The organism is Streptomyces sp. NPDC041124 (assembly GCF_055592385.1).
This window is the reverse complement of sequence record NZ_JBVIYR010000006.1, coordinates 486805-508266: the sequence shown is the minus strand read 5'-3', so window position 1 is coordinate 508266 and position 21462 is coordinate 486805. Positions and strand designations below refer to the sequence as shown.

The 21462-nt window shown below is 72.6% G+C and carries 17 protein-coding genes; 15 read left to right on the top strand and 2 right to left on the bottom strand.

The genetic code is table 11. The annotated features are described in order from the left end of the window. From ACZ6A9_RS19735 to ACZ6A9_RS19720, 4 genes are all read left to right on the top strand, one after another. A partial coding sequence (locus ACZ6A9_RS19735; protein WP_391964322.1) for an alpha-glucosidase C-terminal domain-containing protein occupies window positions 1-131 on the top strand: 131 nt, incomplete at its 5' end. 28 nt (window positions 132-159) lie between these two features. Further along, a complete protein-coding gene (locus tag ACZ6A9_RS19730; RefSeq protein ID WP_468987197.1) occupies window positions 160-1518 on the top strand; it encodes a maltokinase N-terminal cap-like domain-containing protein in 1359 nt (452 codons plus the stop codon). Between the two features lie 4 nt (window positions 1519-1522). Continuing rightward, complete coding sequence (gene glgB / locus ACZ6A9_RS19725; protein WP_468987196.1) at window positions 1523-3757, top strand: 1,4-alpha-glucan branching enzyme; 2235 nt, start codon at window positions 1523-1525, stop codon at window positions 3755-3757. Between the two features lie 108 nt (window positions 3758-3865). Continuing rightward, the gene (locus ACZ6A9_RS19720; RefSeq protein WP_468987194.1) at window positions 3866-4954 is read left to right on the top strand and encodes a glutamate--cysteine ligase 2; all 1089 of its coding nucleotides are present in this window, start codon (window positions 3866-3868) and stop codon (window positions 4952-4954) included. Window positions 4955-4966: 12 nt separating this feature from the next. Here the strand turns inward: ACZ6A9_RS19720 and ACZ6A9_RS19715 are convergent, their stop codons facing one another. Further along, window positions 4967-5200 carry a DUF6480 family protein gene (locus ACZ6A9_RS19715; RefSeq protein WP_468987191.1) on the bottom strand — a complete coding sequence of 78 codons (234 nt, stop codon included), beginning with the start codon at window positions 5198-5200 and terminating at the stop codon, window positions 4967-4969. 154 nt (window positions 5201-5354) lie between these two features. Here ACZ6A9_RS19715 and ACZ6A9_RS19710 point away from each other — a divergent pair, with 154 nt between their 5' ends. Then, a complete protein-coding gene (locus ACZ6A9_RS19710; protein WP_468987189.1) occupies window positions 5355-7259 on the top strand; it encodes an AMP-dependent synthetase/ligase in 1905 nt (634 codons plus the stop codon). 154 nt (window positions 7260-7413) lie between these two features. Further along, the gene (locus tag ACZ6A9_RS19705) at window positions 7414-7848 is read left to right on the top strand and encodes an ATP-binding protein (RefSeq protein WP_468987184.1); all 435 of its coding nucleotides are present in this window, start codon (window positions 7414-7416) and stop codon (window positions 7846-7848) included. A gap of 34 nt (window positions 7849-7882) precedes the next feature. Here ACZ6A9_RS19705 and ACZ6A9_RS19700 read toward each other — a convergent pair whose 3' ends face one another. Next, window positions 7883-8254, bottom strand: coding sequence for a PRC-barrel domain-containing protein (locus ACZ6A9_RS19700; protein ID WP_468987181.1), 372 nt, complete (start codon window positions 8252-8254; stop codon window positions 7883-7885). 350 nt (window positions 8255-8604) lie between these two features. On the opposite strand from ACZ6A9_RS19700, the gene ACZ6A9_RS19695 reads away from it, so the two are divergent. The 9 genes from ACZ6A9_RS19695 to ACZ6A9_RS19655 all read left to right on the top strand — a co-directional run bounded on the left by ACZ6A9_RS19695 (window position 8605) and on the right by ACZ6A9_RS19655 (window position 21412). Then, the gene (locus tag ACZ6A9_RS19695) at window positions 8605-12330 is read left to right on the top strand and encodes a HAMP domain-containing protein (RefSeq protein ID WP_468987178.1); all 3726 of its coding nucleotides are present in this window, start codon (window positions 8605-8607) and stop codon (window positions 12328-12330) included. Window positions 12331-12373: 43 nt separating this feature from the next. Beyond that, a complete protein-coding gene (locus ACZ6A9_RS19690) occupies window positions 12374-14776 on the top strand; it encodes a SpoIIE family protein phosphatase (protein WP_468987174.1) in 2403 nt (800 codons plus the stop codon). 121 nt (window positions 14777-14897) lie between these two features. Then, window positions 14898-15293: an STAS domain-containing protein gene (locus ACZ6A9_RS19685; protein WP_468987171.1), complete on the top strand. Its 396-nt coding sequence runs from the start codon at window positions 14898-14900 to the stop codon at window positions 15291-15293. A gap of 70 nt (window positions 15294-15363) precedes the next feature. Beyond that, window positions 15364-16263: an STAS domain-containing protein gene (locus tag ACZ6A9_RS19680; RefSeq protein WP_468987244.1), complete on the top strand. Its 900-nt coding sequence runs from the start codon at window positions 15364-15366 to the stop codon at window positions 16261-16263. Next, a complete protein-coding gene (locus ACZ6A9_RS19675) occupies window positions 16260-16679 on the top strand; it encodes an STAS domain-containing protein (protein ID WP_468987168.1) in 420 nt (139 codons plus the stop codon). Before ACZ6A9_RS19680 ends, ACZ6A9_RS19675 begins: the two co-directional genes overlap by 4 nt. Then, window positions 16679-17119: an anti-sigma regulatory factor gene (locus tag ACZ6A9_RS19670; protein WP_468987242.1), complete on the top strand. Its 441-nt coding sequence runs from the start codon at window positions 16679-16681 to the stop codon at window positions 17117-17119. Before ACZ6A9_RS19675 ends, ACZ6A9_RS19670 begins: the two co-directional genes overlap by 1 nt. Further along, a complete protein-coding gene (locus tag ACZ6A9_RS19665; RefSeq protein ID WP_468987163.1) occupies window positions 17119-18183 on the top strand; it encodes a SpoIIE family protein phosphatase in 1065 nt (354 codons plus the stop codon). Before ACZ6A9_RS19670 ends, ACZ6A9_RS19665 begins: the two co-directional genes overlap by 1 nt. Continuing rightward, the gene (locus tag ACZ6A9_RS19660) at window positions 18180-19907 is read left to right on the top strand and encodes a PP2C family protein-serine/threonine phosphatase (RefSeq protein ID WP_468987158.1); all 1728 of its coding nucleotides are present in this window, start codon (window positions 18180-18182) and stop codon (window positions 19905-19907) included. The genes ACZ6A9_RS19665 and ACZ6A9_RS19660 overlap by 4 nt, the downstream gene beginning before the upstream one ends. Window positions 19908-20038: 131 nt before the next feature. Next, the gene (locus tag ACZ6A9_RS19655) at window positions 20039-21412 is read left to right on the top strand and encodes an NAD(P)/FAD-dependent oxidoreductase (RefSeq protein ID WP_468987154.1); all 1374 of its coding nucleotides are present in this window, start codon (window positions 20039-20041) and stop codon (window positions 21410-21412) included. The last annotated feature ends 50 nt before the right edge of the window (window positions 21413-21462 follow it).

Genomic DNA, 21462 nt, shown 5'->3' with positions numbered 1-21462 from the left:
CCGTCGAACTGTTCGGCGGGGTGCGGTTCCCGGCCGTCGGCGAGCTGCCGTACCTGCTGACCCTCGGGGGCCACGGCTTCTACTGGTTCCGGCTCACGCGAGTCGCGTCCCGCATCGGCCGCCGACTGTGAGCGTGTGCCGGCGTAAGGAGGCGTCACCATGACGAAGACCGCATTCCTGCGCCCGCGGAGCGCGCCCGCCGAGCCCATGGAGTCGCTCACCGGGCTGCTGCGCGAGTGGCTGCCGCTGCAGCGCTGGTTCGCCGGCAAGGACCGGCCCGTCACCGACCTCGGTGTGCTGTCGATGACGGAGCTGTTCCCGGGCTGTCTGCACGTCCTGGTGCACGCCGGGCACGGCGGTGTACCAGCTCCCGGGGGCACCACCCCGGCCGGTGACTGCTACCAGCTGCTCCTCGGCGTACGGGAGCGGCCCTCGCCCCGGCTCGGCAAGGCGGTCATCGGCAGGGTGAGGGACGGCAGGCTCGCCGGAATGACCGTCCACGACGCCCTCCACGACCCGCGCGCCGCCCAGCTCCTCCTGGAGCGGCTGCGCCGGCCCGGCGCGGCCGGCCCCCTGCGGTTCGAGTGCGACGCGTCCCAGCAGGTGCCCGCCGGACTGGTGCCCCGGCTGATGACCGCCGAACAGTCCAACTCCTCGCTGGTCTTCGGCGACGAGTACATCCTCAAGGTGTTCCGGCGCATCCAGCCCGGCGTCAACCCGGACCTCGAGGTGCCGGGGGCGCTGGCCCGCCAGGGCTGCCACCGGGTCCCGGCACCGGTGGCCTGGCTGCACACCACGCACCCGTTCACGGCGACGCTCGGGGTGCTCCAGCCGTATCTGCGCGACGCCTCCGACGGCTGGACGCTGGCCCAGGACGCGCTCGCCGCCGGTGACGACTTCACCGCGCAGGCGCACGCGCTGGGCCAGGCCACGGCGGACGTCCACCTGGCGCTGTCCTCGGCGTTCCCCATCGGCGCTCCCGGGGAGAACGGGCGGACGGCCGCGGCGATGACGGAGCGGCTGACCGCCGCGGCGCACGCCGTGCCCGTGCTCCAGCCGTTCGTGCCGGGGCTGCGGGCCGCCTTCGCCGCGCTGGCCACCTGTGACGCCGGGCCGCCCGCCCAGCGCATCCACGGCGACCTGCACCTGGGGCAGGTGCTGCGGGCCGGACGCGAATGGTTCGTGATCGACTTCGAGGGCGAGCCGTCGCGGCCGCTCTCCGAACGGCGCAGCGCCCACTCCCCCGTGCGGGACATCGCCGGGATGCTGCGCTCCTTCGACTACGCCGCCCGCCAGCGCCGCCCGTGGCGCCCGGAGTGGGCGCGCCGCTGCCGCGAGGCCTACTGCGCGGGCTACGCGGCCCGCGCCGGCTGGGACCCGCGCAAGAAGCACGGTCTGCTCCGCGCCTACGAGACCGACCGTGCCGTCTACGAGGTGCTGTACGAGGCCCGGCACCGACCCGACTGGCTGCCCGTACCCATGGCGGCGATCGAGCGCCTCGCCGTGAGAGGAGACTGAAGCCGTGGCCCTGCACGACACCCACGACACCCCGCTTCCCGAAGCGGCCGGGTCCGCCCCGTCCGCACCCGCGGCCCCGGGAGCCGCCCCGGCCCTCGACCCCGTCGACCGGGGGCGCCTGCTGGCGGGCGCCCACCACGACCCGCACGCGCTCCTCGGCGCGCACCCGGTGCCCGGGGGGATCGCCTTCCGGGCGTTGCGCCCGTTCGCCCGCGAGGTGGTGGTGATCGCCGACGGCGGTCGCACCCCGCTCGTCTCGGAGGGCGACGGCCTGTTCTCCGTCGTCCTGCCGCTGGACGCGATCCCCGCTTACACCCTGGCGGTGGCCTACGAGGACGACGAGCCGGCCGAGACGCACGACCCGTACCGGTTCCTGCCGGCACTCGGCGAGTTCGACCTTCATCTGATCCGCGAGGGCCGCCACGAGGAGCTGTGGACGGCGCTCGGCGCGCACCCGATGACCCACCAGGGTGTCACCGGGACGCGCTTCACGGTGTGGGCGCCCAACGCACGGGGGGTGCGGGTCGCCGCCGACTTCACCCACTGGGACGGCACGGCGTTCCCGATGCGCTCGCTGGGCTCGTCCGGAGTGTGGGAGCTGTTCCTGCCTGGTGTCGGCGAGGGCACCCAGTACAAGTTCGAGATCCACTCGCGTTACGGCCACCGGTTCCTCAAGGCCGACCCGATGGCGCGCCGCACGGAGGCGCCGCCGAACACGGCGTCCGTGGTGACGGCCTCGCACTACGAGTGGGGCGACGCCGAGTGGTTCGCGCGGCGCGCCGAGAAGCCCGTGCACGAGGCGCCGTTCTCGGTGTACGAGGTGCACCTGCCGTCGTGGCGGCCGGGGCTGACCTACCGCGAACTGGCCGACGTGCTGCCCGCGTACGTCAAGGAGATGGGCTTCACGCACGTGGAGCTGATGCCGGTCGCCGAACACCCCTTCGGCCCGTCGTGGGGCTACCAGGTCACCGGGTTCTACGCGCCCACCGCACGCCTCGGCACCCCGGACGACTTCAAGTACCTGGTCGACGCCCTGCACCGGGCCGGCATCGGCGTGATCATGGACTGGGTGCCGGCCCATTTCCCGAAGGACGACTGGGCGCTGGCCCGGTTCGACGGGGAACCTCTGTACGAGCCCGGGGACTCCCGTCGCGCGGAGCACCCCGACTGGGGGACGTACACCTTCGACTTCGCCCGCACCGAGGTGCGCAACTTCCTGGTCGCGAACGCCGTGTACTGGTGCCAGGAGTTCCACATCGACGGGCTGCGCGTCGACGCGGTCGCCTCGATGCTCTACCTCGACTACTCGCGCGAGGACGGCGGCTGGGAGCCGAACGCGTACGGCGGCCGGGAGGACCTGGCGGCGATGGCGTTCCTCCAGGAGATGAACGCGACCGTCTACCGCCGCTGCCCGGGCGTCGTGACGATCGCGGAGGAGTCCACGGCGTGGGGAGGGGTGACCCGGCCCACCGACACCGGCGGCCTGGGATTCGGGCTGAAATGGAACATGGGCTGGATGCACGACTCGCTGGAGTACGTCTCGCACGAGCCGGTGCACCGCAAGTACCACCACCACGAGATGACGTTCGCGATGGTGTACGCCTACAGCGAGAACTACTGCCTGCCCATCTCGCACGACGAGGTGGTGCACGGCAAGCAGGCGCTGGTGTCGAAGATGCCCGGCGACTGGTGGCAGCGGCGTGCCAACGTCCGTGCCTACCTGGCCTTCATGTGGGCCCATCCGGGCAAGCAACTGCTGTTCATGGGGCAGGAGTTCGCTCAGGGAGCCGAGTGGTCGGAGAAGGAGGGGCCGGAGTGGTGGCTGCTCGACGAGGGGTACCACTCGGCCGGTGACCACCGCGGGGTGCAGGACCTGGTGCGCGATCTCAACGCCCGCTACCGCGCGACCCCGGCGCTGTGGCAGCGCGACACCGACCCGTCCGGCTTCCGGTGGGTGTCGGTCGACGCCGCCGACGACAACGTCTTCGCGTTCCTCCGGTACGACGCCGAGGGCTCCCCGCTCCTCGCGGTGTCCAACTTCTCGCCCGTGGTCCGCCGCGACTACGTCCTCGACACCGGCGACGACGTGACCGCCTGGCGGGAGGTGCTCAACACCGACGCCGTGCGCTACGGCGGCGGGGGCGTCACCGACCCCGGCCCGGTCAAACCCGAGGACGGCCGCATCCGGCTCACCCTGCCACCGCTCGCGACCGTGTGGCTGGCACCCGTCCCTCTGTGAGCGCCCGCGACGGCGCCAGGTGTCCCCCGGGCCCGGCGGGGCATCCGGGATCGTACGACCGAGGGCACCTCGGCGTCGTCGCGGCAGGTCACAGAAGGGCAAAGACACGTGCGGACCGTGGGAGTGGAGGAGGAACTCCTCCTGGTGGATCCTGACACCGGAGAACCGCGGGCGATGTCCGCGGCGGTGCTCGCCCGGGCCGAGCGGGAGGGCTCGGGCAAGGACGTCTTCGAGAAGGAACTCCACGAGCAGATGCTGGAGTTCGCCACGCATCCGCAGTCGTCGATGGAGAGCCTGCACGCGGAGATCGTCCGCTGCCGCAAGGAGGCCGCCGGGCATGCCGGGGAGATCGGCTGCGCCGTCGCCGCGCTCGCCACGTCCCCGCTGCCGGTCAGCCCGTCCATCGGTGTCAACCGGCGCTACCGGTGGATGGAGGAGCAGTACGGCATCGCCACCCGGGAACAGCTCGTCATGGGCTGTCACGTCCATGTCTCCGTCGAGTCCGACGAGGAGGGCACCGGGGTCGTCGACCGGCTGCGGCCCTGGCTGCCGGTGCTGGCCGCGCTGAGCGCGAACTCGCCGTTCTGGCAGGGCAGCGACACCGGCTACAGCAGCTACCGCAGCCGGGTGTGGCAGCGCTGGCCCTCCGCCGGCCCCACGGAGATCTTCGGCTCGCCCGAGCGGTACCACCGGCGGGTCGCCGACATGGTGGCGACCGGCGTGATCCTCGACGAGGGGATGGTCTACTTCGACGCCCGGCTGTCCCAGCGGTATCCGACCGTGGAGATACGGGTCTCCGACGTGTGCCTGCACGCGGAGACCGCCGCACTGGTCGCCACCCTCGCCCGGGGGCTGGTGGAGACCGCGGCGCGGGAGTGGCGGGCCGGCCAGGAGCCGCTGGACCCCGGCGTCAGCCTGCTGCGGCTCTCCGCCTGGCAGGCGGCCCGCTCGGGTCTGACGGGCGAGCTGCTCCACCCGCGGACCATGCGGCGCACCCCTGCAGAGGAGGTCGTGCGCGCTCTCCTCGACCATGTCGCCGACGCCCTGGAGGCGCACGGCGACCTGGAGCGCGCCCGTGAGGGATGCGACAGGCTGCTGCGCGACGGCAACGGCGCCCAGGTGCAGCGGGACGTGATGGGGCGCACCCGGAGCCTGCGGGACGTCGTCACGGAGTGCGTGCGGCACACCCAGGCGTAGGGCGGGGCGGGGTCAGAGGATCAGGATCAGGGCGTAGACCAGGAAGAAGGCCGCGAAGAGGACCGCCACGGCGAGGATCACGGTCAGGGGCCCCTTGGACCAGCCCTTGGTCGGATTGTGCGTCTCCCGGGGACCCGCCTCCGGCATGCTGCTCTCCGCGGGCGGGGTCTCACCGGGCGGTACGCCGCCTCCCGGCTCGAGGCCGGTGGTGCGTTCCGGATCGGGGTCGGGGTTCACGTAGGTCATGACGTCCGGGTCCCCCGAAACCGGCGAGGTCATCAGTGCGGACACACTTGTCGCGATCCCGGCACGGGGGCGGGCCGGCTGGACTACATTCAGGCAACCGCCGATGACTGTCCTCACCGGCCGAGTCACGCCCCGTACATGTCAGGAGCAGCGCATGCGCGACCTCGCTCTCGCTCCCCCGTCCGTCGCGCCCCTGACCGGCGGTCTCGCCGACAGCCTCTTCACCAGGGCCGACGAGAGCCCGAACCTGCCCGTGCTGGCCCACCGCACCGGCCCGGCGTACTCCACGTGGGAGGAGATCAGCGCCGTGGAGTTCCGGGACAGGGTCGTCGTCCTGGCCAAGGGTCTGATCGCGTCCGGCATTTCCCCGGGCGCGCGGGTGGCGATCATGGCGCGCACCCGTTACGAGTGGACCCTGCTGTGCCACGCCCTGTGGACGGTGGGCGCCGAGGTCGTGCCGATCTACCCGACCTCCTCGCGCGACCAGGTGGAGTGGATCCTCAGGGACGCCGGCTGTGTCGCCGTCCTGGTGGAGGACGAGCAGAGCGTGATGACCGTCGGGTCGGTGTGCGCGGCCCTGCCACGGCTGCGCCACGTGTGGCAACTGGACGGTGGCGCACTGGAACAGCTGACGGCGCGCGGTGAGTTCATCCCGCCGGCCACGGTGGACTCGATGCGGCGCATCGTGCTGCCGGACTCCACCGCCGTGATCGCCTACACCTCCGGCACCTCCGGCCGCGCCATGGGCTGCGCGCTGAGCCACCGCGGTCTGGCGTTCGTCTGCGACACGCTGCTGGAGGGGTGGGGTCACACCGCGGCGCCGGCCGGGGAGCAGGGCGCCGTCCTGGCCTTCCTGCCGTTCTCCCACGTGTACGGGCTGATGATCCAGAGCCTGTGCGTCCGGGGCGGTCTGCTGATGGGACACGAGCCCGACCTGGGCGGCGAGTCGCTGTCCTCGGCCCTGCGCACCTTCCGGCCCACCTACCTGTACGCGGTGCCCTCGCTGCTGGAGAAGATCTACAAGAACTTCCTGCGCACGGCGCAGCGGCAGGGCCGCGGCGCACTGTTCGAGCGGGCCGCCGGCACGGCCCGGGACTTCGCCGCCGCGGTCGAGCGGCAGCGGCTGGGCCGGGGCTCCGGGCCGGGCTTCGACCTGCGGCTGCAGCACGCCCTGTACGAGCGCACCGTCTACCGGCGGCTGCGGGCGGCGCTGGGCGGCCGGGTGCTGCGGGCCACCTCCGGCGGTTCACCGCTCAACCGCGACCTCTGCCTCTTCTACGAGGGCATCGGCATCTACGTCCACGACGGGTACGGGCTCACCGAGACCAGCGGCGGGGCGACGATGCAGCCGTTCGGGCGGGAGAAGTCCGGCACCGTGGGGCAGGCGCTGCCGGGCACCGGAATCCGGGTGGCCGACGACGGGGAGATCCTGGTGCGCGGGCCGTCCGTGTTCCAGGGTTACGTCGGCGACGAGGCCGCCACCCGGGCCGCGCTCAGGGGCGGCTGGCTCGCCACGGGGGACCTGGGCCGGCTGGACACCGAGGGCTATCTGACGATCACCGGCCGCAAGAAGGACATCATCGTCACGAGCAGCGGCAAGAGCGTGGCACCCGCGGCCCTGGAGCACCGGCTGCGGATGCATCCGCTGGTCCACCAGGCGGTCGTGGTGGGCGACGACCGCCCCTGTGTGGGCGCCCTGATCACGCTGGACCCCGATTTCCTGTCCGACTGGCGCGCCGCGCTGTCCCTGCCGGGCGACGCGCCGGCCCGGGAGGCGCGGGAGGAGAACGCGCTGCGCGAGGAGGTCGCGCGGGCGGTCGCCGCGGCCAACAGCAGCGTGTCGCGCGCGGAGTCGATCCGGGTGTTCCGGGTGCTGCCCGAGCCGTTCGACGTGACCAACGGTCTGCTGACGCCGTCGATGAAGCTGCGCCGGGACGAGATCGTGCGCCGCTACGCGCTGGAGATCGACGCGATGTACCAGTCGCGCACGCGTCCCGGACGGACGCCGGTGCCGGAGGAGTCCGCGGGCTGGGACGACTCCGACAACGTGTTCCGCTGAGGACGCCCGGGGCCGTCCTGGTCCGTGAGGGGTTTGTCACCGACAACCCACGGGCATGCGGGCGCGTAGGCTCCGCGCTCACGGGAACCCACCAGATCGGGGGACGCACAGGACAGCGACGACCGCCCCGCTGTGCCGGGGCCTGGAAGGCGAGATGGCACCCGAGCCGCGTAGGGACAGGACACTGGCCGGCGAGGAGATCACGAGCCGCATCGCCAGCTTCCCGGGGGAGCTGCACGATGTGACGGACGCACGCATGGTCGCGGAGGAGTTCCTCTTCGACCTGGCCCGCGTGTCGGCGCCGTCGGCTCCGGAGCACTGGGACGACATACTCCTGGTGGTGACGGAGCTGGCCGCCAACGCGGTCCAGTACGCACCCGGTCCCTTCGAGCTGCGTCTGCGCAGGACGTTCGACGGGGTGCATGTGGTGATGCACGACAGCAGCACCACGGAACCGGCCCCGCGGCCCTTCCATCCCCACAGCGGCGGGGGCGGGATCGGCTGGCATCTGATCCACACGCTCTGCGATCAGGTCAGTGTGGTCCGTGACGGCCACGGCAAGGACATCCACGTGTTCCTGCCGTGGTGAGCCGCCACGGACGCGGTGGCTTCGAGGCCGTCGCTCAGCCGACGGGCTCCTCACGGGGCGGCAGCCCGTGGTAGTAGTCGCCGACCGCGGTGAGGTAGGCCGGGTCCATGGTCTCGCTGTCCGTCCGGAACCGGGGCGCCTCCTTCACCTCCGCCCGGGTGCAGGACACGGTCACTCTCTGCTCCCCCGGTTCCACGGTGCTGACGACACCGACCGGCACCAGGACGCTGCGTCCGAACACCCACACACCGGTGTCGACGACGAGGTGCCGCATCCCGTGGTGGTCGGCCTGGCGGTCGACATGGCCGATGGTGCCGTCGCTCGCGACGACGGTGTAGCCCGTGAGGTCCCGCTCCGCGACGGGACCCAGGTCCGGCGTGTAGGACCAGATGCTGTGGATGGGCACTGCTCGTTTCCTCCCCGGTGAACGTCCGCTGCGCGGAGGAAGCGGGTCCGATGTGCGCCCGCGCCCTCCTTCACAGGGCCAATACCCGGCGGGGGCCCGTGCATTCGAGCGGTGCGGGCCCGGTATCGCGGCGTCGGCGGACCGTGCGCGGCGCGTCCGGCGAAACCGGTCCGTGTACCCCTGACGGCGCAAGGTATGCACATCCCCTCCGGCTTTTCTTCACACTTTCCCGGGGCCGCCTCACGCTTTGTTCCGCACCCGCAACGTGGGTTAGCCTGCGGCGTATTTCTCATCGCGCAAATCCGTGAACTGCGGAAACGCGCACTGACTCAGCCGGAACGAGGGTGCGCATGACCAGCAAGAGCGCCGAGGGGACCGACACGGCTCCGGGGGACGAGGAGCTGAGGCGGCTCCTCGCGGGGCTGACGGCCGTCCGGGACGGGGACTTCGGCACTCGGCTGCCGGATGACGCGGATGGCCTCATGGGCGACATCGCCAAGGTCTTCAACGGCATGGTGGACCAGTTGTCCGTGTTCACCTCCGAGGTGACGCGCGTGGCCCGCGAGGTCGGCACCGAGGGCGCGCTGGGCGGGCAGGCGCAGGTGCCGGGCGTCTCGGGCACCTGGGCCGACCTGACGGACTCGGTGAACGCGATGGCGGGCAACCTCACCGCGCAGGTCCGCTCCATCGCCCAGGTGACGACGGCGGTCGCCAAGGGCGACCTGTCGCAGAAGATCACCGTGGACGCCCGCGGCGAGATCCTCGAACTGAAGAACACCATCAACACGATGGTCGACCAGCTCTCCGCCTTCGCCGACGAGGTCACCCGCGTCGCCCGCGAGGTCGGCACCGAAGGCCGCCTCGGCGGCCAGGCCCAGGTCCGGGGCGTCTCCGGCACCTGGAAGGACCTCACCGACAACGTCAACGTGATGGCGTCCAACCTGACCGGTCAGGTCCGCTCCATCGCCCAGGTCGCCTCCGCGGTGGGCCGGGGCGACCTGTCGCAGCGGATCAGGGTCGAGGCGGCCGGTGAGGTCGGGGCGCTGGCCGACGTCATCAACACGATGGTGGACACGCTGTCCGCCTTCGCCGACGAGGTCACCCGCGTCGCCCGCGAGGTCGGCACCGAGGGCCGCCTCGGCGGCCAGGCCCATGTGCCCCACGTCGCGGGCACCTGGAAGGACCTGACCGACAACGTCAACTCCATGGCCAACAACCTCACCGGCCAGGTGCGCAACATCGCGCTGGTGACGACCGCCGTGGCCCGCGGCGACCTGTCGAAGAAGATCGACGTGGACGCGCGCGGCGAGATCCTCGAGCTGAAGACGACCATCAACACGATGGTCGACCAGCTCTCCGCCTTCGCCCAGGAGGTCACCCGCGTCGCCCGCGAGGTCGGCACCGAGGGCCGCCTCGGCGGCCAGGCGGAGGTCGAGGGCGTCTCCGGCACCTGGAAGCGGCTCACCGAGAACGTCAACGAGCTGGCCGGGAACCTGACCCGGCAGGTCCGCGCGATCGCGCAGGTCACCAGCGCGGTCGCCGAGGGCGATCTGACGCGCTCGATCTCCGTCGAGGCGTCCGGCGAGGTCGCCGAGCTCAAGGACAACATCAACGCGATGGTGGAGTCCCTGCGCGAGACCACCCGCGCCAACCAGCAGCAGGACTGGCTCAAGACCAATCTCGCCCGGGTCTCCGGCCTGATGCAGGGGCACCGCGACCTGGCCGTGGTCGCCGAGCTGATCATGGACGAGCTGGTGCCGCTGGTGTCCGCGCAGTACGGCGCCTTCTACCTCGTGGAGGACGGCGCCGGCGACGCACCGGAGCTGCGGCTCGTCGGCTCCTACGGCTACCCCGACGACGAGGGCCGGTCCAGCCGCATCGCCTTCGGCCGCACCCTGGTCGGCCAGGCCGCCCGCAGCCGCCGCACCATCACGGTGGACGAGCTGCCGCCGGACTACCTCGCCATCTCCTCCGGTCTCGGCCAGGTGGTGCCGACCACGCTGGTACTGCTGCCCATCGTGGTCGAGGGCCAGGTCCTCGGCGTGATCGAACTGGCGTCGGTGACCGCGTTCACCCAGATCCACCGGGACTTCCTGGCCCAGTTGATGGAGACCATCGGCGTCAACGTCAACACCATCGTGGCCAACGCCCGCACCGACGAGCTGCTCGTGGAGTCCCAGCGGCTCACCGCCGAACTGCAGGAACGCTCGGCGGAGTTGCAGACCCAGCAGGAGGAACTGCAGCACTCCAACGCGGAGCTGGAGGAGAAGGCCGCGCTGCTGGCGGCGCAGAACCGGGACATCGAGGCGAAGAACCTGCAGATCGAGCACGCCCGGCAGGAGCTCGAAGCGCGGGCCCAGCAGCTGTCCCTGGCCTCGAAGTACAAGTCGGAGTTCCTGGCGAACATGAGCCACGAACTGCGCACCCCGCTGAACAGCCTGCTGATCCTGGCCCAGTTGCTCGCCCAGAACCCCTCGCGCAACCTCAGCCCCAAGCAGGTCGAGTACGCGCAGATCATCCACTCGGCGGGCTCGGACCTGCTGCAGCTGATCAACGACATCCTCGACCTGTCGAAGGTCGAGGCGGGGAAGATGGACGTCAGCCCCGAGCGGGTGGAACTGCGCCGGCTCGTGGAGTACGTCGAGGTCACCTTCCGGCCCATGACGATGCAGAAGAGCCTGGACTTCACGGTGACGACGGCTCCGGGTGCCCCGGCGGACCTGCTCACCGACGACTCCCGGCTGCGGCAGGTGCTGCGCAACCTGCTGTCCAACGCGGTGAAGTTCACCGAGCGGGGCAGCGTGGAGCTGCGCATCGAGCCCGCCCCGGACGACGAGGTGCCGGCCGGTGTGCTGCGCGGCGGCCCGGTGGTGGCCTTCCGGGTGCGCGACACCGGTGTCGGCATCCAGGAGCAGCACCTGGAGTCGATCTTCGGTGCCTTCCAGCAGGCGGACGGCACGACGAGCCGCAAGTACGGGGGCACGGGGCTCGGACTGTCCATCACCCGGGAGATCGCGCATCTGCTCGGCGGCGCGGTCACGGTGGACAGCGTCTCGGGCCAGGGCAGCACGTTCACCCTGTTCCTGCCGGTGGCCCGGCCGGACTTCGAGGATCTGCTGCGGCCCGCCCAGGTGACGGACCACCATCCGGCCCAGGCGCTGCCGGAGGCGTCGCCCCGGCCCCTTCCCGTGGTCGAAGGGGGCAGCGGGTCCGGGCAGCGCCCGCGGCGGCTGCTCGTGGTGGAGGAGCGGCCCCGCGGTCTGCTGACGCTGGTCGCGGAGAGCGTCGTGCAGGACGTCACGCAGGGCGACGGCACCTCCCGGCCGTCGGTCGACATCATCACCGCCGTCGGTGCGCAGGAGGCGGCCGGAGCGCTGGCCGCCGATCCGTGCCACTGCGTGGTGCTGGAGCTCGGCATGGAATCGGAGGTCACCCGGTTCCTGGAGGCGCTGCGCGGTGACGCCGCGCTCGCCAGTGTGCCGGTGCTGGTGCACAGCGGTCACCGGGCCGACGCGGCGGCGGAGGAGTCCCTGCGCTCGCACGCCGAGGGCACGGCGCTGGAGTTCCTCTCCAGCCTGGACGAGCTGCGCGAACGCATCGCCCTGCACCTGTCCGCCGAGGAGCCCGGGGACGTGCTGTCGCTGGTGCGCAGCGACGAGGCGCACCACCGGCCGGCCCCCCAGACGGTCGTGGACGGCTCGTTCTCGGGCCGGACGGTCCTCGTCGTCGACGACGACGCGCGCAACCTCTTCGCGCTCAGCGGCATCCTGGAGCTGCACGGCTTCCGTGTGCTGCACGCGGAGAACGGCCGCAAGGGCATCGAGGCACTCGTGGACAACCCGGACGTGGCCCTCGTCCTGATGGACGTGATGATGCCCGAGCTGGACGGCTACGCCGCCACGGCCGAGATCCGTGGCATGCCGCAGTACGCAGAGCTGCCCATCATCGCCGTCACCGCCAAGGCGATGCCCGGGGACCGGGAGAAGAGTCTCGCCTCGGGGGCCAGCGACTACGTCACCAAACCGGTCGACACCCAGGCCCTGATCGCCTGCGTGCGCCGCTGGCTGCCCGCATGAGCCCCGCGGCAGGATCCCCCAGTCGTCGAGGAGCGTGCGCGGCATGAGCAACGAGGAGCATGCGAACGGACCGCTGCCCGGCCACCCGCCGGAGGCGCTGCCGGCCGGCGTGTCCACCGACTCACCGGTGGGCAGGCTCGCGGCCACGGTGGACCGGCTCAGCCGTGAGGTGCGCACGGCGCAGGCCGAGGCGGAGGGCCGGGCGCTGATCGAACTCGCCAAGGGCATCCTCGTCGAACGCCTGGGGTGCGGTCCCACGCAGGCCGCCCGCCAGCTCGCCGAGCTGACCGAGCAGGCCGGGACGACGCAGCTGGAGTTCGCGGTCGAGGTGATCAACCAGGCCGCCCGGGACCGGATGTCGGAGGTGACGGACGCCTTCCTGGCCGCCACCCGGGCCGCCGAGGAGGCGGCTGCCGAGACCGCCGCCGTGCGCCTGCGCGCCGCCGAGAGCGGGGCGCTCGCGGCGGACGACACGCAGGCCGTGGCCGAGTCCCTGCTTCAGCAGGCGCTGCGCCCGCTGGGCGCGGTGGCCGTGGCGATCTGGGCAGCCGGTGCCGACGGGTCCCTCACCCTTGCGGGCAGCGCCGGATTCTCCCCGGCCGAGGCGGCCCGCTGGCACTACGTGCCGCCGGACGTGGCGACGGTCGCCCGGTGCGCGCTGACGGAGCGCGACGGCCTGTGGATCACGTCGACGGACGACCGGGGCCTGCCCAGTGTGGGCCGCCACCACTACCCGGACGGCGGCAGGGCCGCGGTGCCCGCCGGTACCGGGGGGCGGGTGTACGGCGTCCTGGAGATCGTCTGGCCGGCGCCGCTGCCCGAGCAGCCGCCGCAGATCGTCCGGCAGGTGGAGGCCCTGGCCGAGCTCTGCGCGCACACCCTGGAGCTGTACACGCCGCCGGGCGCCCCGTCGCGTGAGGCGCGGGAGCTGCCGGACGCGTCCGAGCTGATGGATCTGGCCGACGGGCTGTACGACCCGGCGCTCGTCCTCGTGCCTCACCTGGATCCCTCCGGGAACCTGGTGGACTTCCGTATCCAGCACGTCAACAGCCGCTTCCTGGATCCGGCGGGCCGGCCGCGCGCGACGATCAGCGGCGCCCTGTTGCTGGAGGCCTACCCGATGGCCGCCGGGGACAGCGAACTGTTCCAGCGGATCGAACGGGTGTACGCGACGGGTGAGCCGTTCCGGGCCCGGCGCATGAATCTGACCGCGCTCGTCGACCAGGTGCCCCTGGCGTCGCTCGCGGACATCAGTGTCAGCCGGCACGGCGACGGGATCCTGTTCATCTGGCGCATCGAGGACGAGACGGCGCGCCTGGCGAGCCTGCTCCAGCACGCCCAGCGGCTCGGCCGGATCGGCGGTTTCGAGGAGAACCTGCTGACCGGGGAGATCACCTGGAACGGTCAGCTCTTCGACCTCTACGGGCGCCCCGAGACGAGCTCTCCGGTGCCGTTGCAGGAGCTGCCCGCGCACGCCCATCCGGACGACGCCGTCACCATCGGCCGCTTCCTGCGCACGCTGCTGCACCGCCGGCGGCCGGCCTCGGCGGCCTTCCGGCTGCAGCGGCCGGACGGGGTCACGCGGCACATCCGCGTGGTCGCCGAGCCGGTCCTGGACACCGACGGCAGGCTGCTCACCACCCGCGGCGCCTACCAGGACATCTCCGCCCAGCACTGGACGGAGGTGGCGCTGGCGGCCACCCGTGACCAGCTGGCGCACACCGAGCAGCACGCCAGTGAACGCGACCGGCTGGCGCTCCAGCTGCAGCGCGCCATCATGCCGCCCACCCAGGCGCCGCTGCAGGTGCCCGACCTGGACGTGGCCGTGCGCTACCGGCCCGCGGAGGCCGAGCAGCTGGTGGGCGGCGACTGGTACGACGCCGTGGTGCTGCCGTCCCGGCTGGTGCTGCTGTGCGTGGGCGACGTCGCCGGACACGGCATAGAGGCGGCGACCAGCATGGTCGTCCTGCGCAACGCCCTGCGCGGTCTCGCCGTCACCGGCGCGGGTCCCGGGCAGCTGCTGTCGTGGCTGAACATCGTGGCGCACCATCTGACGGGCGCGGTCACCGCCACCGCGGTCTGCGGCCTGTACGACCCGGACTCGCGCACGCTGCGCTGGGCCCGGGCGGGCCACCTCCCGCCGGTGCTGGTGCGGGGTTCCGACGCCGCCCCGCTGCCGTTGGTGCGCGGGCTGCTGCTGGGTGCCGTACCGGAGGCGTCGTACGAGGAAGGGGAGGTGCAGCTGGCCCCCGAGGACAATCTGCTGATGTACACGGACGGACTGATCGAGCGCCGGGACCGTACGGTGGAGGAGTCCCTGACGCATCTGCTGTCCACCGCCGCCGACGCTCCGGGCACGCTCGACCAGCGGCTGGACCGTCTGCTCACGTACAGCAGGTCGGACACGGACGACGACACCTGCATCGTGGGCATCCGCGTGGGATGAGCGCTACGGCCCGCCGCCAGGGGTTCAGCCCTCCCTGACGGCGGGCCGATGCATGACCCGGCGAATCGGGGGTACGCGCGGCTGCGCGACATAGAGCTTGATCACCTTGTTGGAGGTACTCGTGCACATCGCCCAGGACCCATTGTCCGTCGAGGTGACCCTGCCACGTGAGGACGTGGCCCTTCTGACCGTGGAGGGGTATCTGGACGTCGACACGGCGACCGAGTTCCAGCACCACCTGGCCAACCAGCTCCATCACGGCCGCCGGCACTTCCTGCTGGACCTGACGGCGGTCCCCTTCATGGACTCCTCCGGCATGAACATCATCCTGCGCGTGTACCAGGAGGCGCGTGAACTGCCGGGGAGTGTCCACATCATCTCGCCCGCGCCGGCCGTGCGCCGCATCCTGGACCTGACGGGGGTGAGCATCACCGTCCCGGTCTCGGAGAGCGTCGAGGAGGCACTGGAGCGGGTCGACGGGCTGCCGAAGGCGCCCGACGCCGAGCCGGAGTCCTGAGGACCCATCCGACACCGCCGTGCCGGGGGGCGATCCCGGCGCGGGCGACGACGACCAGGAGAAGAAGCAGGTGCCGCAGCACGAAACGGGCGGAGCACCCGGGACACCGGCGCACGAGGTCAGCGACTTCCTGCGGCGCCGGAGCGAGCAGATCGCCCAGCGGTGGGCGGACGAGCCCCTGTTCCGGACGGTGTTCACGGTCTCGCGCGAGGAGGCGGTGGAAGCCGGCAGGGCGGTGGTCGACGCGCTGGCCCGGGTCGCCGGCTCGGAGCGGGTCGAGGACCCGGACGCCGCCGGTTTCACCACGGTGCGCGAGCAGCTGGCGCGGATGGGGGCCGCCCGCTCCCGCGCGGGACTGTCCACCACCCAGGTGTCGGCCGAGCTGGCCGCGCTGCTGCCGCCGGTGGAGAACCTCCTGGTCGCGGATCTGGAACGGGAGCGGCCGGAGCGGCTGCGGGAGTGCTCCACGACGCTCACCGTCCTGATCGGCACGCTGCGCCTGGTGGCCATGCAGACCGCTCTGAGCGAGATACAGGCGCTCACCGACCGGCAGCGGCTCCAGCTGCTGGAGGTGGCGACACCGGTGATCAGGCTCTGGGACGGCATCGTCGCCGTCCCGCTCATCGGCACCCTGGACAGCGCCCGCAGCCAGGTGGTGATGGAGACCCTGCTGAACGCGGTCGTCGACCAGCACGCCCGGTTCGCGATCCTCGACATCACCGGTGTGCCCACGGTCGACTCGCTGGTGGCGCAGCACCTGATGAAGACGGTCGCCGCGGTGCGGCTGATGGGCGCGGAATGCGTGGTGTCCGGTATCCGTCCGGCGATCGCGCAGACCATGGTGCACCTCGGCCTGGACCTCGGCACGGTGAAGACCCGGGCCGGCCTCGCCGACGCCCTCGCCCACTGTCTGGACGAGCTGGGGGCGAACATCGTCGCCGCGGCACCCGGCGGAGCGGACCAGCGGTGAGCGAGGCGTTCTCCCGCCCGGTCGCGGGACAGGTGCCGGTGCTCAGACTCGGGCACGTGCTGCTGGTGACCCTGCCGGGGGACCTGCACGACAGCATGGCGGACCGGCTCCAGCAGGACCTCTCCGAGACCATCGTGCGCAGCGGCGTCACGGGGGTGGTGATCGACATCTCCGGTGTGGAGATCGTCGACTCCTTCCTCGGGAGGGTGCTGGCGGAGATCGCCGCCCAGAGCGAACTGCTGGCCGCGCGGACCGTGGTGGCCGGTATGCGTCCCGCGGTCGCCATCACCCTGGTGGAGCTGGGGCTGACGCTGCCGGGGCTGCGGACCGCGGTCACCGCCGAGGCGGCCATGGAGCTGCTCGGGCAGCCCGTCGCGCCGCCGCGGGCCCGCGGCGGGCGCGAGGAGAGTCCATGATGGACACCGCCGCGGGCGTCGGGACCCGCCTGCCCATCCGGTCGGACATGGACCTGGTGTGGGTGCGCCAGCACGTGCGACAGGCCGCGGCCGAGCTCGGCTTCTCCCTGGTGGACCAGACGAAGCTGGTGACCGCCGCCAGCGAACTGGCCCGCAACACCCTGGTCCACGGCGGGGGCGGCGAGATGCGTGCGTCGCACGTCAGCACGGGCCACAACCACGGGCTGCGGCTCACCTTCAGCGACACCGGTCCCGGCATCGACGACCTCGACCGGGCACTCAGCGACGGTTACACCTCCGGCGGCGGGCTCGGCATGGGGCTGGGCGGCGCCCGCCGCCTGGTGCACGACTTCACGGTCGAGACCGACCCCGGGTCGGGAACGTCGGTGCGGGTGACCTCGTGGGTGTCCCGGCCACCGCGGCCACGGAAGGACCTCTGATGCCCCGCCTCTGGGACGTACCGGTGCAGGACCCGACCCGGGTGCGTGACGTGCGGGTCGCGGCGGAGGAGGCCGCGGCCCTGGCCGGCCTGGACGAGCAGCGCACCGCCACGGTGTCACTGGTGGCCACCGAGCTCGCCACGAACCTGCTCAAGCACGCGCAGGCGGGCCAGGTGCTCGTCGACGTCGTGGACCCGCCCGCGCCGCGGGAGGGCCGGCCGGGGCGGGCCGTGCAGATCACCGCGATCGACCACGGGCCGGGCATCGCCGACGTCGCCCGGGCGATGCGGGACGGGTTCTCCTCGGCCCACTCGCTCGGGGCCGGCCTCGGCACCTGCCGGCGCCTCGCCGACGACTTCGGCCTGCACAGCGTGCCCGGGCGGGGCACCGTGGCAGTGGCCCGCTTCGTGTCCGACGACCGCCCGGACCACGGCGAGGACGCCCCGCGCGACCTCGGGGTGCGCGCCGGCGGCGTCAACATCCCCTACGCCGGCGCCGACCACTCGGGCGACGCATGGGCCTGGGTCAGGTCCGGCGACCGTACGACGCTGATGCTGGCCGACGGGCTGGGACACGGCGGCGAGGCGGCCCGTGCCTCGACCGCCGCGGTCGAGGAGCTGCGCCACTGGGCCCGGCTGTCGCCGGCGGAGGTGCTGCGCAAGCTCCATCCGGCGCTGGCCGGGACGCGGGGCGCGGCCGTCGCCGTGGCCCAGCTCGACACCTGGGCCGGGCGGCTGCGCTTCGCCGGGATCGGCAACGTCTCGGCCCGGCTGCGGGAGGGTGACCGCTGGCGTTCCCTGCTGTCCAAGCCGGGCATCGTCGGGGTGCACCGGCCGCACACCATGCGCGAGGACGAGGTCCCGTGGACCGACGGGAGCCTGCTGATCCTGCACACGGACGGGCTGCCCAGCCGCTGGACGCCGCCCCCGGACACCGGGGAGCCGCCGGCCGACCCGGCCGTGACGGCCGCCGTGGCCGTCCGGGACTCCGGCAGTTCCGCGCGCCCGGTGCGGGACGACACCGCCGTGGCCGTGCTGGCCCCCGTCCCGGCGAGGCGCCCATGACGCGCGACTGGAGGATCAGCACCGTCACGGACGCGGCGCGCGCCCGCATCGCCGTCGCGCGGCTGGCCGAGGCGTACGGGGTGCCCTCCGTGGAACGGGTCCGGCTGGCGACGGCGCTCAGCGGCCGTCTGAGGCAGTGCCTGACCAAGGGCGGCACCTGGGTGCTCAGCCTGGAGGGTTCGGAGTCCTCCGCCGGAGCGACGGCCCTGCACGCCGTGGTGACGCCCTCGTCCGACGCGCCCGACGCGGGCCGCACGCCGTGGACGGTGACGGTTCCCTGCACCGAGCCGGGGCACGCCGTCGACGCCGACGCCGACGCCGACGCGGTCGCGGCGGATCCGGCGGCCCTGTCGGAGGCGCTGCTGGGCGCCGACGAGGACGCCGCCCTGGTACTGGACAAGCTCGCCGAGCAGGAGGAGCTCGTCGCCTTCCACCGGGAGGAACTTCACCAGACCAATCAGGGCGTCGTGGCGCTGCACGCCGAGCTGGACGCGGCGGGGCGGGCGCAGCAGGAGGCGTTCGCCGCCGAGCGGCGGGCGCGCGAGGAAGCGGAGAAGGCCCGGCGCAGACTGACGTTCCTGGCGGACGCGAGCGCCGTGCTGACCGCCTCCCTGAACCACGACGAGATCGTGCGCCGGCTGCCGGAGCTGCTCGTGCCGCGGTACGCAGGCGGGGTCGACGTGTGGCTGTTCGACGACGAGGACGACCTGCGCCTGCCGGCCGACCACCCGAACGCGGCGGTGCTCGCGGCCCGCACCGGGCGCCCCCAGTACGCCGCCGACCATCCCGGGGGCATGCCCGGGGTGGACGACCGGCCGCCGTCGGCCCTGGACCCCGGGCGGCCGCTGCTGTGCGTACCGCTGTCGGCGCGCCGTACGCCGCTGGGTGTGCTGACGCTGTCGTCGCCCGGGACGCGCTGGGACCCGGACGACGCCGTGATGCTGATCGAGCTGGCCCGGCGGGCCGGTATCGCCCTGGACAACGCGCGCCGGTTCGAGCACAACCGGGACATCGCCGAGACGCTCCAGCGCGCCCTGCTCACGGAGCTGCCGGCGACGCCGGGCCTGAGCCTGGCGGCGCGCTATCTGCCGGCCACGCACGGGCTGAACATCGGCGGCGACTGGTACGACGCGTTCCGCCAGCGGGACGGCAGCCTGATCACCGTGATAGGGGATGTGACGGGGCACGGACTGCACGCCGCGGTGATGATGAGCCAGCTGCGCACCGCGCTGCGTGCCTACGCCGTCGACGGCGGGGGACCCGGCCGGCTGCTGACCCGACTGCACGGTTACCTGCGCCACCTGCAGCCTGACCTGTTCGCCACCGCGGTCATCGCGCGGTTCCATCCGGACGGGCACACGCTGACCTGGGCCGCGGCGGGTCACCCGCCGCCGGTGCTGCGGCTGCCCGACGGCCGGGTGCGGGTGCTGGACGCCAAGCCGGGCGCGATGCTCGGCATTCCGCTGCGGCAGGACATCGCCGACCACACCGAAGAGCTGGAGCCCGGTTCGACGCTGGCGCTCTACACCGACGGGCTGGTCGAGCGGCGGGCCGCGGGCATCGACCCGGGCATCGAGCGGCTCGCCACGGCCCTCGGGGCGTACGGCTCCGCCGACCTGGACGCGGATCTGGAGGAGTCGGCGGACCGCATACTCCATCCACTGCTGAGCGACTCCGAGCGCGACGACGACGTGTGCCTGCTGCTGTGCCATCTGCACCCCTGACACGAGGGCGACGGGTGGGTCGGCCGTGCCCTCCCGGTGCGCCGTCGCTCCGGTGAGGGCATCGTGGTGCCGAAGAGGGGCACGCGTCAGGCATCGGCGTCCGAGGCAGGCGCCTGAAGCCGCAGGAAGGGATGGACACCGTGACACGACCCAGGATCCTTGTGGTGGGCGCGGGTTTCGCCGGCGTGGAATGCGTGCGACGGCTGGAGCGCAGGCTCGCCCCGGACGAGGCCGAGCTCACCCTGGTGACGCCGTTCTCCTACCAGCTGTACCTCCCCCTCCTCCCCCAGGTGGCCTCGGGTGTACTGACCCCGCAGTCGGTCGCGCTCTCGCTGCGCCGCAGCGAGAGGTACCGCACCCGGATCATCCCGGGCGGGGCCATCGGCGTGGACCTGCGGTCCAAGGTCTGCGTCGTGCGCATCGTCAACGGCGAGATCGTCAACGAGCGTTACGACTACATCGTGCTGGCTCCCGGCAGCGTCACCCGCACCTTCGACATCCCCGGGCTCACGGACCACGCCTTCGGCATGAAGTCACTGGCCGAGGCCGCCTACCTGCGGGATCACGTCATCTCTCAGCTCGACCTGGCCGACGCGTCCCACGATCCGGCGGAACGGGCCTCGCGGCTGCAGTTCGTGGTGGTCGGCGGCGGATACGCGGGCACCGAGACCGCGGCCTGCCTCCAGCGGCTGACGCACGCGGCCGTCAAGCGCTATCCCCGGCTGGACCCCGGCCTGATCAAGTGGCACCTGATCGACATCGCGCCCAGGCTCATGCCGGAACTGGGCGAGAAACTCGGGCGCAGCGCGCACGAGATCCTGACCCGGCGCGGCATCGAGATCTCGCTGGGGGTCTCCATCGAGAAGGCGAGCGCCGAGGAGGTGACCTTCACCGACGGCCGGGTGGTGCCCACCCGCACCCTGATCTGGACCGCGGGGGTGGTCGCCAGCCCGCTGATCGCCACGCTGGGCGCGGAGACCGTACGGGGGCGGCTCGCGGTCAACGCGGACATGTGCCTGCCGGGCCACGACGGGGTGTTCGCGCTCGGCGACTCGGCCGCCGTGCCCGACGTGGCCAAGGGCGACGGCGCGGTGTGCCCGCCCACGGCGCAGCACGCGCTGCGGCAGGGCAGGCACGTGGCCGAGAACGTCATCGCGACGCTGCGGGGCCGGCCCACCAGGCCGTACGTCCACCGGGACCTCGGACTCGTGGTGGACCTGGGCGGCACGGACGCGGTGTCCAAGCCGTTCGGTTTCGAGCTGCACGGTCTGCCCGCGCAGGCGGTGGCACGCGGCTACCACTGGTCGGCGCTGCGCACCGGCGTCGCCAAGACCCGGGTGATGACCAACTGGCTGCTGAACGCGGTCGCCGGCGACGACTTCGTCAGGACCGGGTTCCAGGCGCACCGGCCGGGCAATCTGCGGGACTTCGAGTACCTCGACGCCTATCTGACGCCGGAGCAGGTGCGGACGCACGTCGAGGAAGCGGGCCGGGCGGCCCGGTGATCCGCGGGGCGGGAGACGGCTCGCGCCGTGCGCTGCCGGGGTCCGGGCCG

Excerpts from the sequence above, each read along its gene's own strand:
- ACZ6A9_RS19710 (WP_468987189.1), top strand. The coding sequence starts at position 5,355 with ATGCGCGACCTCGCTCTCGCTCCCCCGTCCGTCGCGCCCCTGACCGGC.
- ACZ6A9_RS19705 (WP_468987184.1), top strand. The coding sequence starts at position 7,414 with ATGGCACCCGAGCCGCGTAGGGACAGGACACTGGCCGGCGAGGAGATC.
- ACZ6A9_RS19655 (WP_468987154.1), top strand. The coding sequence starts at position 20,039 with ATGGACACCGTGACACGACCCAGGATCCTTGTGGTGGGCGCGGGTTTC.
- ACZ6A9_RS19695 (WP_468987178.1), top strand. The coding sequence starts at position 8,605 with ATGACCAGCAAGAGCGCCGAGGGGACCGACACGGCTCCGGGGGACGAG.
- ACZ6A9_RS19660 (WP_468987158.1), top strand. The coding sequence starts at position 18,180 with ATGACGCGCGACTGGAGGATCAGCACCGTCACGGACGCGGCGCGCGCC.
- ACZ6A9_RS19665 (WP_468987163.1), top strand. The coding sequence starts at position 17,119 with ATGCCCCGCCTCTGGGACGTACCGGTGCAGGACCCGACCCGGGTGCGT.
- ACZ6A9_RS19715 (WP_468987191.1), bottom strand. The coding sequence starts at position 5,200 with ATGACCTACGTGAACCCCGACCCCGATCCGGAACGCACCACCGGCCTC.
- ACZ6A9_RS19730 (WP_468987197.1), top strand. The coding sequence starts at position 160 with ATGACGAAGACCGCATTCCTGCGCCCGCGGAGCGCGCCCGCCGAGCCC.
- ACZ6A9_RS19690 (WP_468987174.1), top strand. The coding sequence starts at position 12,374 with ATGAGCAACGAGGAGCATGCGAACGGACCGCTGCCCGGCCACCCGCCG.
- ACZ6A9_RS19670 (WP_468987242.1), top strand. The coding sequence starts at position 16,679 with ATGGACACCGCCGCGGGCGTCGGGACCCGCCTGCCCATCCGGTCGGAC.